The organism is Plantactinospora sp. KLBMP9567 (assembly GCF_033446045.1).
In the GTDB taxonomy this organism is placed as follows: Bacteria; Actinomycetota; Actinomycetes; order Mycobacteriales; family Micromonosporaceae; genus Plantactinospora.
The window spans coordinates 17,132-30,644 of the sequence record NZ_JAWQRR010000065.1 but is presented as its reverse complement, the minus strand read 5'-3'; the positions used below and the strand labels follow the sequence as shown (position 1 = coordinate 30,644).

The following is a 13,513-nucleotide window of genomic DNA, read 5'->3' as shown; positions in this document are numbered from 1 at the left end:
AGCCGGAACGTTAGCCGACCCGCCGGCGCCGATGCCCCGCCGGGTGAGCCGCGTCATCGCAGGGCGACCAGGTCGGTGCCGATGGCCACGATCCGGGGTCGATCCGGGGTCGAGGCGGTCGGCGTGCCCTGCGCCCCGCTGCCGCCGATGCGCGTTCGGGCGGGCCACGTCGTCCTGGACCTGCCTGCGCACCGCACCGCCGCCGATGCCCGGTCGGGCCGGCTGTGTCATCATCGGCGGCGACGGTGCGGCGAGGAACGCCGGTGGGTCGGTCCAGCAGGGCCGGCGACTCCGGGGCGGTCCCGCCACTGTGACCGGCCGACGGCCGGGAGCCAGACACTCGCCCCCGTCCCGGGTCGACCCTCCGGGCGGCCCGGTACCGGACCGGTCGCGGGCGTGGACACCCGCGAGGCAGGAGGTTGGCCCCGTGCGGTCGTACCCGTTCTCCGCCGTCGTCGGAATGGACGACATGGCACTCGCGCTCACCCTCAGCGCCGTCTCGCCGGCCATCGGCGGAGTGCTGATCCGGGGCGAGAAGGGGACCGCGAAGTCCACCGTCGTCCGGGCGCTGACCGCACTGCTGCCACCGGTGACCGTCGTTACCGGCTGCCGGTTCTCCTGCGACCCGGCCACACCCGACCCGGACTGCCCGGACGGGCCGCACGATCCGGACGGGCCGCACGATCCGGACGGGCCGCACGATCCGGTGGCGCCGTCGGCGACCCGGCCGGCCCGGCTCGTCGAGCTGCCGGTCGGCGCGACCGAGGACCGGGTACTCGGCGCCCTGCACCTGGAACGGGCACTCCGCGACGGCGTCACCGCGTACGAGCCGGGGCTGCTCGCCTCGGCACACCGTGGACTGCTCTACGTCGACGAGGTCAACCTGCTGCACGACCACCTGGTCGACGTGCTGCTGGACGCGGCGGCGATGGGTCGGGCCACCGTGGAACGGGAGGGCGTCTCGATCGCGCACGCCGCCCGGTTCGTCCTGGTCGGCACGATGAACCCGGAGGAGGGCGAACTCCGCCCGCAACTGCTGGACCGGTTCGGCCTGACCGTCGAGGTGGCGGCCAGCCGCGACCCGGCGGTACGTGCCGAGGTGACCCGCCGGCGGCTCGGCTACGAGGCCGACCCGGACGGGTTCGCCGGCCGGTACGCGGCGGCGGACGCCGAGCGCGCCGCCCGGATCGCGCAGGCCCGTCGACTGCTCCCCGAGGTACGGCTCGACGACGACACCCTGCACCGGATCGCCATGGTCTGCGCCTCGTTCGAGGTCGACGGAATGCGTGCCGACCTGGTGACCGCGCGGACCGCGATGGCGCATGCGGCCTGGTGCGGGCGTACCACGGTCGCCGGGGTGGACGTGCGGGTCGCCGCCCGGCTGGCGCTCCCGCACCGCCGTCGGCGCGACCCGTTCGACCCGCCCGGCATCGAACAGGAGCGGCTCGACCAGGCGCTCGCCGGGGCCGGCCTCGACCAGCCCGCCGAGCCGCCTCCGGACGGTGGCCCGCCGCCACAGGGGCCCGGCCCGGACGAGCCCGACCCGGGTGGCCCGGGCGGTGCGCCGCCACCCGACGACACCGGCCCGGCACCGGGGACTCCACCGGCCACCGGTCCCGCCGCCGAAACCGACGCCCCGCCGGACGGTGCAGGCAACGGCAACGGCGACGGCGGCAACGGTGACGGCGGCGGACCGGAGCGGCCGGACCGGGTCAGGGTGCCGGCCGCGCCGCACGGCTCGGCGGAACCGGACGGGTCGGGTACCGGGGCGACCGGCGGGAGCCGGACGCTGGCCGCCGAGCGGCCGTACCGGGCCCGGCTGCTGGTCGTACCGGGCGTCGGGGCGGGCGTCGCCGGGCGCCGGTCACCGGCGGTCACCACCGTCGGGCAGACGATCCGAACCACGCCGTCCAGGGTGTACGCGGGCAACCGGCCGCATCTGGTCGCCACGCTCCGGGCGGCCGCACCGCACCAGCGGGCGCGCGGCCGGCGCGGCATCGAGCTGGAGTTGCGGCCGCAGGACGTCCGGGTGCCGATCCGGCAGGGTCGGGAGGGGAACCTGATCCTGTTCTGTGTCGACGCCTCCGGCTCGATGGCGGCGCGGCAGCGGATGCGGGAGGTGAAGACCGCCGTACTGTCGCTGCTGCTCGACGCCTATCAGCGGCGGGACAAGGTTGGCCTGGTCACCTTCCGGGGCGGCGGTGCCGAACTCGCGCTGCCGCCGACGTCCAGTGTGGACGTCGCCGCCACCCGGCTCGCCGAGCTGCCGACCGGAGGCCGTACTCCGCTGGCCGAGGGGCTGCTGCGGGCCGGTGCCGTGCTGCGGGTGGAGCGGATCCGGGACCCGCGCCGCCGCCCGCTGCTGGTGGTGCTGACCGACGGGCGGGCCACCGCCGGCCCGGACGCGGTACCCCGCTCCCGGTACGCCGCCCGGCTGCTCGCCGGCAGCGGCGTCCGCTCGGTGGTGGTCGACTGCGAGGCGGGACGGATCCGGCTCGGGCTGGCCGCCGAACTGGCCGGGGCACTCGGTGCCGAACACCTGCCGCTGGAACAGGTCGCCGCCGGCACCCTGACCGGCGCGGTGCGCAGCCGCACAGACATCCGTACCCGTAGCGGAGCCGGCGCCGAATTCGCGCCCGGCGGGACCGGCCGGAGCGGCTCCGGGCCGCGCGCCGGATCGGCCCGGGAAAGCTCCGGATCGGCCCGGGAAGGCTCCGGATCGGCCCGGGAAAGCTCCGGAGCCGGCCGGGGGAGGGCCGCCTGATGCCGCAGGGACAGCCGGAGTCGGTACCCGCCGACGGGCTGACCACCCGGCAGCGCCGCAACCGGCCGCTGCTGATGGTGCACACCGGCGCGATGAAGGGCAAGTCCACGGCGGCGTTCGGGCTGGCCATGCGGGGCTGGCACCAGGGCTGGTCGATCGCGGTCTTCCAGTTCGTCAAGTCGGCCCGCTGGCGGGTCGGCGAGGAGTCCGCGCTGCTCGCGCTCGGCCGGCTGCACGAGCAGACCGGCGAGGGCGGCCCGGTCGAGTGGCACAAGATGGGCGCCGGCTGGAGCTGGAGCCGCCGGTCCGGCACCGAGGCCGACCACGCCGCCGATGCCCTGGAAGGCTGGCACGAGATCCGGCGCCGGATCGCCGAGCAGCGGCACCGGCTCTACGTGCTCGACGAGTTCACGTACCCGATGAAGTGGGGCTGGGTGGACGTCGACGAGGTGGTCGACACCCTGCGGAACCGGCCCGGCCACCAGCACGTGGTCATCACCGGCCGGGACGCCGACGCCCGGCTGGTCGAGGCCGCCGACCTGGTGGTCGAGATGACCAAGGTGAAGCACCCGATGGACACCGGCCAGAAGGGGCAGCGGGGGATCGAGTGGTGACCCGGCTGCCCCGGGTGGTGATCGCGGCGCCCGCCTCCGGGCAGGGCAAGACCACGGTGGCGACCGGGCTGATGGCGGCGCTGCGCGAGCGGGGCCTGGCGGTCAGCGGCCACAAGGTCGGCCCCGACTACATCGACCCCGGCTACCACGCGGTGGCGACCGGCCGGCCGGGTCGCAACCTCGACCCGCATCTGCAGGGCGAGGAGCGGATCGTCCCGCTGCTACGCCACGGCGCGGCGGTGCCGGTGCCGGCCGACGTCGCGGTGCTCGAAGGCGTGATGGGGCTGCACGACGGCGCCATCGGGCGGGAGGGGTTCGCCTCCACCGCGCACGTCGCCCGGCTGACCCGCAGCCCGGTGCTGCTGGTGGTCGACGTCTCCGGCGCCTCCCGCAGCATCGGCGCGCTGGTGCACGGTTTCGCCTCCTACGATCCGGAGCTGACCATCGCCGGCGTGATCCTGAACAAGGTCGGCTCACCGACCCACGAGGCGGAGGTGCGGCAGGCGGTCGCCCGGACCGGGGTACCGGTGCTCGGGGCGCTGCGCCGGGACGCGTCCCTGGACACCCCGAGCCGGCATCTCGGACTCGTGCCGGCCACCGAACGCGGGGCCGCGGCCCGGCGTACCGTCGACGCGCTCGCCGGGCAGCTCGCCCGGGCGGTGGACCTGGACGCGGTGCTCGCCGTCGCCCGCCAGGCACCGGAGCTGCCCGCCGGGTGCTGGCGACCGGACGAGGAGGTGCCCCGGCTGGCCCCGGTGACGGTCGCGGTCGCCGGTGGCTCGGCGTTCACCTTCCGGTACGCCGAGACCGACGAACTCCTCGCGGCTGCCGGCGTCCGGGTCGTACCCGTCGATCCGCTGCGCGACGAGGCGTTGCCGCCGGACTGCGCGGGCCTCTACCTCGGCGGCGGCTTCCCCGAGGTCTATGCGGCCGAACTCTCCGCCAACGCCCGACTGCGCGGCGCGGTCGCCCGGGCGGCCCGGGCCGGGATGCCGGTGGTCGCCGAGTGCGCCGGGCTGCTCTACCTGTGCCGGGACCTCGACGAGCACCCGATGACCGGGGTGCTGGACGCTTCGGCCCGGATGACCGGCCGGCTCACCCTCGGCTACCGGGAGGCGGTCGCGACCGGCACCAGCCTGCTGACCGACCCGGGAACGGCGGTGACCGGGCACGAGTTCCACCGTACTCAGGTGGAGTACGGTGCCGGTCGGGTGCCGGCGTGGCGGTTCCGGCCCCGGCCGTCCCGCCCGCACGGGCTCGACGCGGCCGTCGAGGAGGGCGTGGTCGACCGCAACCTGCACGCCTCCTACCTGCACGTCCACTGGGCCGGGCATCCGACGCTGGCCGCCCGGTTCGGCACGGCGGCGGCCCGGTACGCCGGAGCACCGGTGCCGGTGTGGCCGGCGGCCCGGTAGGCCCGGAACACGCCCCGACCCACCCCTGGCTGATCTGCTCAGAAGGATTGTTGATCAGCGCGGCGCCCCGGCTGACAACGCCTATCGTTCGTGCCCTTTCCGAATGCCATCCTGTGGGGTGCGACAGAAGGCTGGCGATGAATTCCAGCGGGAATTTCCCTCGGCTATTGACCGATTCGGCGGACGGCTCGACGTGGCGGCCGCCTGACGGTGGCACGCGACCCATCGCTGACGCGGAGTATGGTCGTAGATGTGGCGAAGTCGGGTGGTTGGTGGTTGTCCATGAGGCGGCGCCCGATCCGAAACCTCGTCTGGGCGGTCTCCCGGTTCGGCCAGCGTCCTGAACACCCGGCCCAGCGGTCTGCGCGGGCACTCCTGGCGGACCAGGGTGACATGACTCCAACCCAGACCGCTCGTCATTTGCGCGAGGTGGCGCAGTGGATGGAGCAGGCGGCCGAGAAGACGGCCGCCAGGGCACGCGCCATCGAGGCCAAGTACGGCGAGGTGTTCCGGACCGCCTACACGATCTCCGGCGAGTACTACCAGCCGTACCTGGACTACCGGGCAGCGCCCGAGGAGATCGCCACCGCCCTCCGGCTGCGCAGCCGGGCCCTTGCCCTGGCTCGTACCTACGACCGCCGGGCCAGGAGGCAGGCGCGGTTGGGAGACCGGGCCGACCTGGCCGGTGCTGCACGAGCGCGGCGACACCGCCGGCTTGCTGAAGGCGCTGGGCCACCGCAACCAGGACACCCGGCTGCGCGCCCTCTGGTTTCTCGCCGACCTGCGACATCCCGATGCCGTGCAGCCGTTGATCGGCCTGCTCGGCGATCCCGCGCTGACCGAGCAGGCGGCCAGGGCGCTCGGCCACATCGGCGACCCACGTGCCGTGGAACCGCTGATGCCCCTTGCCCAGCAGACACGCGGTGCCGGCGATACCGCCGTCATCGCGCTCGGGAACATCGGTGATCTGCGAGCGACCGACGTCCTGCTCAAGCGCCTGGCCAACCCCGCCGACCTCACCCTCGACACGGTCGCCGGAGCGCTTGGAAGGCTCGGCGACCCGCGGGCGGTGGAACCCATGCGCGCCATCCTGAGCCGCCTCCGAGTCACCACGCCGGAGAACGACGTAGGCAGACGCCTCCAGGCACTCTTCTGCAAATCCATCGAGGACGCGATCGATGAGATCGTCCGCGCGAACGGCCCCCGAGTCGGTGACGATCCTTCCTGAGAAGATCCCTACCGGAGCCTGCCGCGATGCCTGCCGGGCCGGAGTCGTGCCGGGTGCCCGGTGTCCGCTTCCCTGAGTTCAGGCATTGAGGTATGTGAGGACGGCGAGGACTCGGCGGTTGTCGTCGTCGGAGGGCGGCATATCTAGTTTGGTGAGGATGTTGTTGATGTGCTTGCTCACGGCTTTCTCGGTGATGCGGAGCTTGGCCGCGATCGCGGCGTTGGAGCGGCCTTCGGCCATCACGCCGAGCACCTCGCGTTCTCGGGCGGTGAGTACCGCGAGTGGCTCCCGGCGGGCGAGCAGTTGCGAGATCACTTCAGGATCCATGGCGGTGCCGCCGTCGGCGACCCGGCGGACGGCGGCGACGAACTCGCCGACGTCCGACACGCGATCCTTGAGCAGGTAGCCGACACCGCCGTGCGGGGTGCTGAGCAGTTCGCGGGCGTAGAGGGGCTCGACGTGCTGGGAGAGCATGAGGACCGACAGGCCGGGGATCTGGGCGCGGGCCGCGATCGCGGCTTGCAGACCTTCGTCGGTGAATGTCGGGGGAAGGCGGACGTCGATGACCGCCACCTGTGGCTTGTGTGTGATCAGGGCGGGCAGCAGCGCCGGGCCGCTGTCGACCGCTGCGACGACGTCGAAGTCGAAGGCCTGCAGGAGGCGGGTCAGTCCGTCACGGAGGAGGGCATGGTCCTCGGCGATGACAATGCGCACGGCAGCTCCATGGTGATGACGGTGGGTCCCCCGGGCGGGCTCGACAGCGTGATCGTGCCATCGAACGCGGCGAGGCGGCGTTCGATGCCGCGCAGACCGGTGCCGGAGGCGGGGTCTGCACCTCCTGTGCCGTCGTCCGTGACGACCATCGTCAGTACTCCGTCGGTATGCCGTAACGACACCGATCCGGTGCGCGCGCGGCTGTGCCGGATCATATTGGTCAGCGTCTCGGCGACGGCGAAATACGCCGCGGACTCCACGGGTGTGTCGGGCCGGCCAGGAAGGGCGGCGTCGACCGTGATCGGTATCGGCAGGCTGAGCACCAACGCCCGGACCGCGCCGTCGAGGCCGCGTTCGGCGAGCACCGGCGGGTGAATGCCGCGGACCAGGTGCCGCAGCTCGACGAGCGCCGTGCCGCTGGACTCACGTGCTTCGGCGAGCAGTTCGTGCGCCGCCACCGGATTCCGGTCGATCAATTCGTCGGCCAGACCGATCATCATGCCCAGCGAGACGAGGCGGGCCTGGACGCCGTCGTGCAGGTCGCGTTCGATGCGGCGCAGCTCCGCCGCCTGGGCATCCACGGTGTCCGCCCGGGTCACCGTCAGCTGGGTGACGCGCAGCCGGAGTTCGGCAGCCCTGGTCGGCGCGAGGAAGAGCCGGGCGAAGTACGCGTCGACGCGGCCCAGCCACGGCGCGGCCCACAGGCCGCCGGCGAGGATGACGGCGCCTTGCGGCAGGCAGAGCAGCCCGTCGCTGAACGTGTCGATGGACCAGATGGCGCCGTAGCCGTACCAGCCGGTGCCGAGCCAGATCCACAGCGGCGTCAGCGTCAGGCCCGCGAGCCCGTACAGCGGCACGACCGCACGGATCGTCCCGAGCGTGAACCCGACGATCGCGCCGGGCGCGAGCCAGGCAAGATCGCGCCAGGTGGCCGGGTCCGTCACGATCCACCGGAAGCGCTGCCAGCCACCGGCCACGGCCCCGTCCGGAGGCGGGTGGTACGGGCGTGTCACCAGGACACCGGTCCGTGAGGCACGTCTGCGCTCAAGATCGGCACGCATCCGGACCAGCGTCATCGTCCAGGGCACCAGCGCCAGACCGAGGAACGGCACCGGCGTCAGGGCCAGCACGACAACGGACACGGCGAGCAGCGGTACGTTGGTGAACGCCAGACCGATCCCGGCCATGCCGGACAGCACGGAGCGGGCACCGCTCCGGGCCCACCGGCCCAACCCTTCGCCAGTCCCGGCCGCGTTCACAGGTCATATTGTGCCCGCGGACCCACGGCTCAATCGTGGTGCTAGCACCTCCGCGTTGGAGGACGTAGCGCTCCTGACGACGCGGCATCGAGCGGGTTTGATAGAAACATGACGATCACCATGACGCCGTCGCGGGCAACGACCGGCAGCGACTTCGCCGTCCTGTCCCGGCGGATCAGCGGCGAAGGGCTGATGCAGCGCCGACCCGCCTACTACGTTGTCCGACTGACTGTCGTCACGCTCATGTTCCTCGGCGGTTGGACCGCGTTCTTCGTCATCGGCTCATCCTGGTGGCAGTTGGTGACGGCCGCGTTCCTCGCCGTCACGTTCACCCAGGTTGCGCTCGTGGCGCATGATCTGGCACATCGCCAGGTGTTCCGTACCAAACGCCCCGGGGAATTCGCCGGACGGCTGGCCGGAAACCTCGGGGTCGGGATGAGCTACGGCTGGTGGATGGAGAAGCACACCCGTCACCACAACAATCCGAACCATGACGACCTCGACCCGGACGTCGCGCCCGAGGTGCTCATCTGGGCCACGAAGTCGGCCCTCGGCCGGCGCGGGCTGAAGGGCTTCATCACCCGGCATCAGGCTGCGCTGTTCTTCCCGCTCCTCACCCTGCTCGCCGCCGACCTGAAGGTGTCCAGCATCAAGGCGTTGCGCAGCGGCACCGTGAAGCGCCCCGGCCTGGAAACCACGCTGCTGATCCTGCACGCCGTCGGCTACCTCTCGGCACTGCTGATCGTTCTCTCGCCGCTGCAGGCCCTCGCCTTCCTGCTGGTACACCAAGCGCTGTTCGGCGTCTACCTCGGCATGACGTTCGCACCCAACCACAAGGGCATGCCGCACCCGACCGGTGACGAGGACTACCTGCGTAAGCAGGTGCTGACCTCCCGCAACGTCCGCGGCGGCTGGCTGACCGACGCGGCGCTGGGCGGCTTGAACTACCAGATCGAGCACCACCTCTTCCCCGGCATGCCGACCCCCAACCTGCGCAAGGCCCAGCCGATCGTGCAGGCGTACTGCGCCGAGATCGGCGTCGCCTACGAACAGACCAGCCTCATCACCTCCTACCGGCAAGCCCTGCAATACCTGCACCAGGTGGGCGCACCGGCCCGCGCCGAACACGCGGCACGCTGAGTCAGGATTGCGTGTAGCCTTCGGGGTAGCCGCGCCGCACGGACGTGCGCAGCTTGTCGAGCCTGCAACGGCCACAGTACGACTGGGGCGTTGCTTCCCGGCCTAGGGTCCAGCCCTCGCCCGCCCGTCAAGCGATTCATGTCTGCAGTTGAGCTGGAGGAGCACGATGGCTCCCAATCTTTCGCCTGTGACCGCGCTCGCGCCCCTACCCATCGACACAAGTCATCCGCAGCCAGCGACGGCCCGGCTCGGCGTGACCGGAGAGATCGACCTGGCAACCGCGCCGGCGCTCCGCGACAAGCTGCTCACCCTGTTGCGGGATCAGACTCCCGCAGTCCTCGTCGTGGACCTCGCCGGGGTTGCGTTCCTGGACTGCGCCGGCATCGGCGCGCTCGTCGGCGTGCGCAACGCCGCTGGCGAGGCCGGATGCGAGCTGCGAGTCACCGATCCGCAACCCTTCGTTCGCCGCGTCTTGGAGGTGACCGGGCTGCTCGGCATCTTCACCGCCCCCATCGAGCAACCGCAGCGCCTTCGCCCAAGATCGACATATCCGTCCGGGACGAGGCCCACCCCTGCGATCCCGGCGGAGCCACCCAGCGTGGTGGTTGCCGCCTGACCGCAACCCGCTACCTGGGCATCCGATTCCGTCCCGCCAGCGCAAGCGCAAGGTGAAGAACGGTCAAGGACTCACCCGGAGCCCTCCAGGTCGCCCTCGACGCGGAGGTACGTCTCCCGCAGCGCCGCCATCGTCGCCGGGTCCGGTTTCGCCCACAGCCCCCGGTCGGCCGCCTCGGAGAGCCGTTCGATGATGTTCCGCAGCGCCCACGGGTTGGACCGGCGCAGGAACTCCTGGTTCTCGGCGTCGAGGGCGTACGTCCGCGCCAGGTCCTCGTACATCCAGTCGGCGACGACCCCGGCGGTGGCGTCGTACCCGAAGAGGTAGTCGACGGTGGCGGCCAGCTCGAACGCGCCCTTGTAGCCGTGCCGGCGCATCGCCGCCAGCCAGCGCGGATTCACCACCCGGGCCCGGAACACCCGGGCGGTCTCCTCGGTCAGCGACCGGGTCCGCACCGCGTCCGGAGTCGTGCTGTCCCCGATGTACGCCCGGGGCGCCTGCCCGGTCAGAGCCCGCACCGTGGCGATCATCCCGCCGTGGTACTGGAAGTAGTCGTCGGAGTCGGCGATGTCGTGTTCCCGGGTGTCGGTGTTCTTCGCCGCCACCGCGATCCGCCGGTACGCGTCCTCCATCTCCTCCCGGGCCGGCCGCCCGTCCAGCCCGCGCCCGTAGGCGAAGCCGCCCCAGACCGTGTAGACCTCGGCCAGGTCGGCGTCGTCCCGCCAGTTTCCGCTGTCGATCAGCGGCAGCAGTCCGGCGCCGTACGCGCCCGGCTTGGAGCCGAAGATCCGGCTCGTCGCGCGCCGCTCGTCGCCGTGCCGGGCGGCGTCGGCCCGGACGTGTGCGCGCAGGAAGTTCTGCTCGTCCGGCTCGTCGAGCGCGGCCACCGCCCGGATCGCGTCGTCGAGCAGCAGCAGCACGTGCGGGAACGCGTCCCGGAAGAAGCCGCTGATCCGCACGGTCACGTCGATGCGCGGCCGGCCCAGCTCGGCCAGCGGCACGATCTCGAAGCCGTTGACCCGGCGGGACGCCTCGTCCCAGGTCGGTGTCACGCCGATCAGGGCCAGTACCTCGGCCACGTCGTCCCCGGCGGTCCGCATCGCCGAGGTACCCCAGGCGGAGAGCCCGACCGAGCGCGGCCACTCGCCGGTGTCCCGCCGGTACCGCTCCACCAGTGAGGTCGCCATCGCCTGCCCGGTGGCGTACGCCAACCGGCTCGGGATCGCCTTCGGGTCCACCGTGTAGAAGTTCCGGCCGGTCGGCAGCACGTTGACCAGTCCGCGCAGCGGAGACCCGCTCGGCCCGGCCGGCACGTACCCGCCGTCGAGGGCGTGCAGCAGGTGGGTCAGTTCGTCCGTGGTCCGGGCCAGCCGGGGTACCACCTCGGTGGCGGCGAACTCCAGCACCGGGCGTACCGCCGAGGCGCGCGGATCGTCGTCGCCCAGCACGTCGTGCAGCACGGCCGGTACCGCGTCGACCGCCCAGTTCCGCGCCTCCATCGCCTCGAGCAGGGCCCGGGCCACCGCCTCGACCCGGTCGACCTCGGCGGTGCCCTGCTGGTCGCCGCCTTCGGTCAGGCCGAGCGCGGCCCGGAGCCCGTCCACGGCGCCGGCCTGCCCGCCCCAGACCTGCCGGGCGCGCAGGATCGCCAGCACCAGGTTGACCCGGGCCTCGCCGGTCGGCGGCTCGCCGAGCACGTGCAGGCCGTCCCGGATCTGCGCGTCCTTCACCTCGCAGAGCCAGCCGTCCACGTGCAGCAGGAACTCGTCGAACTCGGCGTCGTGCGGGCGCTGCTCCAGACCCAGGTCGTGGTCGAGCCGGGCGGCCTGGATCAGCGTCCAGATCTGTCCCCGGATCGCCGGCAGCTTGGCCGGGTCCATCGCGGCGATGTTGGCGTACTCGTCGAGGAGCTGCTCCAGTCGGGCGATGTCGCCGTAGCTCTCCGCCCGGGCCATCGGCGGCACCAGGTGGTCGACGATCACCGCGTGCGCCCGCCGCTTGGCCTGCGCTCCCTCGCCGGGATCGTTGACCAGGAACGGATAGACCAGCGGCAGTGAGCCGAGTACCGCGTCCGGGCCGCAGGAGGCGGAGAGCCCGACGGTCTTGCCGGGCAGCCACTCCAGCGAGCCGTGCTTGCCCAGGTGCACCACGGCGTCCGCGCCGAACTCCTCGTCCAGCCACCGGTACGCGGTCAGGTAGTGGTGCGTCGGCGGCAGGTCGGGGTCGTGGTAGATGGCGACCGGGTTCTCGCCGAAGCCACGCGGCGGCTGGATCATCAGCACCACGTTGCCGGCCCGCAGGCAGGCGAGCACGATCTCGCCGTCCGGGTCCCGGGAGGTGTCGACGTAGAGCTGCCCGGGCGGCGGCCCCCAGTGCGTGACCATCGCCTCGCGCAGCTCCGCCGGCAGTGCGTCGAACCAGCGACGGTAGCGGGCCAGCGGGATCCGTACCGGGTTGGTGGCGAGCTGCTCCTCGGTCAGGAACTCCTGGTCCTGGCCACCGGCCGCGATCAACGCGTGGATCAGCCGGTCACCGTCGGGCAGCCCGGTGTCGGGGGAGCCGGCGTCGGATCCGGTCTCGCCGGCGGTCGCCGGGACGAGTCCGGGTAGCGCGTCCGGGCCGTCGACCGGGCCGACGTCGTAGCCGAGGTCCCGCATCGTCCGGAGCAGGCGTACCGCGCTGGCCGGGGTGTCCAGCCCGACCGCGTTGCCGACCCGGGCGTGCTTGGTCGGATAGGCCGACAGCACCAGGGCGATCCGGCGCTGTTCGGCGGAGGCGTGCCGGAGTCGGGCCAGCCGGACGGCGGTGCCGGCGACCCGGGCGGCCCGCTCCGGGTCCGCCACGTAGCGCGGCAGCCCGTCGGTGTCGGTCTCCTTGAACGAGAACGGCACGGTGATCAGCCGCCCGTCGAACTCCGGCACCGCGACCTGGGTCGCCGCGTCCAGCGGGGAGAGGCCGTCGTCACTGTCCGACCAGGACGCCCGGGTGGAGGTGAGGCAGAGCGCCTGGAGGATCGGCACGTCCAGCGCGGCCAGCGCGCCGACGTCCCAGGCCTCTTCGATGCCGCCGGCGGCGGCGTCCGCCGGGCGGGTGCCACCGGCCGCCAGCACCGTGACCAGCAGCGCGTCGGCCGCACCGAGCGTCGCCAGCAGCTCCGGTTCCGGGGTACGCAGGCTGGCGCAGAAGACCGGCAGCGCCCGGCCGCCCGCCTCCTCGACGGCCTCGGCCAGCGCGTCGACGAAGCCGGTGTTCCCGCTGAGCTGGTGCGCCCGGTAGTAGAGGATGCCGACCACCGGCCCGGTCGCCTCGCGGGCCGGGCGGGACCGGACGCCCCAGTTCGGCTGCGCGACCGGCGGGGCGAAGCCGTGCCCGGTCAGCAGTACCGTGTCGGAGAGGAAGGCGTGCAGTTCGCGCAGGTTCTCCGGCCCGCCCTGGGCCAGGTAGGCGTGCGCCTGCGCGGCGGTGCCGGCCGGCACCGTGGACCGGGCCATCAGGTCGGCGTCCGGGGTCTGCTCGCCGCCGAGCGCCACCACCGGCCGGGTGCCGGCGCGCAGTGTGGCCAGCCCGTCGGCCCAGATCCGGGCGCCGCCGAGAATCCGCACCACCACCAGGTCGACGCCGTCGACCAGGTCGGTCAGCTCGGCGAGGTCGATCCGGGCCGGGTTCGCCAGCCGGTACGCCGCGCCGCTGGCGCGAGCGGAGAGCAGGTCGGTGTCCGAAGTGGACAAGAGCAGGATGGTGGCAGCGTCCGCCGCAGGCATGG

9 protein-coding genes are annotated in these 13,513 nt (G+C 72.9%); 6 read left to right on the top strand and 3 right to left on the bottom strand.

All coding sequences use genetic code 11. The annotated features are described in order from the left end of the window. Positions 1-460 precede the first annotated feature (460 nt). The 4 genes from R6Y94_RS43360 (at position 461) to R6Y94_RS43345 (ending at position 6,021) form a co-directional block, all read left to right on the top strand. Positions 461-2,764, top strand: a complete 2,304-nt coding sequence (locus tag R6Y94_RS43360; RefSeq protein WP_318403158.1) for a VWA domain-containing protein — start codon at positions 461-463, stop codon at positions 2,762-2,764. Continuing rightward, positions 2,764-3,378, top strand: a complete 615-nt coding sequence (gene cobO / locus R6Y94_RS43355; protein WP_318403100.1) for a cob(I)yrinic acid a,c-diamide adenosyltransferase — start codon at positions 2,764-2,766, stop codon at positions 3,376-3,378. The genes R6Y94_RS43360 and cobO overlap by 1 nt, the downstream gene beginning before the upstream one ends. After that, positions 3,375-4,793: a cobyrinate a,c-diamide synthase gene (locus tag R6Y94_RS43350; protein WP_318403098.1), complete on the top strand. Its 1,419-nt coding sequence runs from the start codon at positions 3,375-3,377 to the stop codon at positions 4,791-4,793. Before cobO ends, R6Y94_RS43350 begins: the two co-directional genes overlap by 4 nt. A gap of 685 nt (positions 4,794-5,478) precedes the next feature. After that, positions 5,479-6,021 carry a HEAT repeat domain-containing protein gene (locus R6Y94_RS43345; protein ID WP_318403096.1) on the top strand — a complete coding sequence of 181 codons (543 nt, stop codon included), beginning with the start codon at positions 5,479-5,481 and terminating at the stop codon, positions 6,019-6,021. A 78-nt stretch (positions 6,022-6,099) separates the two neighbouring features. On the opposite strand, the gene R6Y94_RS43340 is transcribed toward R6Y94_RS43345, so the two are convergent. Together R6Y94_RS43340 and R6Y94_RS43335 are read right to left on the bottom strand one after the other, a co-directional pair. Next, positions 6,100-6,735: a response regulator transcription factor gene (locus R6Y94_RS43340; RefSeq protein WP_318403094.1), complete on the bottom strand. Its 636-nt coding sequence runs from the start codon at positions 6,733-6,735 to the stop codon at positions 6,100-6,102. Then, a complete protein-coding gene (locus R6Y94_RS43335; protein WP_318403092.1) occupies positions 6,687-7,922 on the bottom strand; it encodes a sensor histidine kinase in 1,236 nt (411 codons plus the stop codon). The genes R6Y94_RS43340 and R6Y94_RS43335 overlap by 49 nt, the downstream gene beginning before the upstream one ends. A gap of 180 nt (positions 7,923-8,102) precedes the next feature. Here R6Y94_RS43335 and R6Y94_RS43330 point away from each other — a divergent pair, with 180 nt between their 5' ends. Next, a complete protein-coding gene (locus tag R6Y94_RS43330) occupies positions 8,103-9,134 on the top strand; it encodes an acyl-CoA desaturase (RefSeq protein ID WP_318403090.1) in 1,032 nt (343 codons plus the stop codon). 187 nt (positions 9,135-9,321) lie between these two features. Beyond that, complete coding sequence (locus R6Y94_RS43325; protein ID WP_318403088.1) at positions 9,322-9,750, top strand: STAS domain-containing protein; 429 nt, start codon at positions 9,322-9,324, stop codon at positions 9,748-9,750. Between the two features lie 71 nt (positions 9,751-9,821). Here R6Y94_RS43325 and cobN read toward each other — a convergent pair whose 3' ends face one another. Continuing rightward, positions 9,822-13,511 (bottom strand): cobaltochelatase subunit CobN, encoded by a 3,690-nt coding sequence (gene cobN, locus R6Y94_RS43320; protein ID WP_318396115.1) that lies wholly within the window; start codon positions 13,509-13,511, stop codon positions 9,822-9,824. Positions 13,512-13,513: the final 2 nt, after the last annotated feature.